Annotated in this window: 1 rRNA gene; it reads left to right on the top strand. The window is 55.0% G+C overall.

Going from position 1 to position 360, the window contains the following annotated elements:
- A 23S ribosomal RNA gene (locus tag Phpb_RS07855) occupies positions 1-360 on the top strand; the annotation flags it as partial.

The following is a 360-nucleotide window of genomic DNA, read 5'->3' as shown; positions in this document are numbered from 1 at the left end:
ACCAGTACCGTGAGGGAAAGGCGAAAAGAACCCCGGCGAGGGGAGTGAAAGAGAACCTGAAACCGTGTACGTACAAGCAGTGGGAGCCCCACCACCAAAGCGTTTCGCTTTGCGTGGTGCACAAAATGCGTAACGTCATCCTGGATGACGGTTGGCGGAGCGACAGCGACGCCCAACACAACAATCAAGCAGTGGAGCGTTTTGGGGTGGGGTGACTGCGTACCTTTTGTATAATGGGTCAGCGACTTATATTCTGTAGCAAGGTTAACCGCATAGGGGAGCCGCAGGGAAACCGAGTCTTAACTGGGCGAAGTAGTTGCAGGGTATAGACCCGAAACCCGGTGAGCTAGCCATGGGCAG

This window comes from Photorhabdus namnaonensis, from assembly GCF_001684335.1.
GTDB lineage: Bacteria > Pseudomonadota > Gammaproteobacteria > Enterobacterales > Enterobacteriaceae > Photorhabdus > Photorhabdus namnaonensis.
Note: the sequence above shows the minus strand (reverse complement) of the source record. Positions and strands in the feature narration are given on the sequence as shown.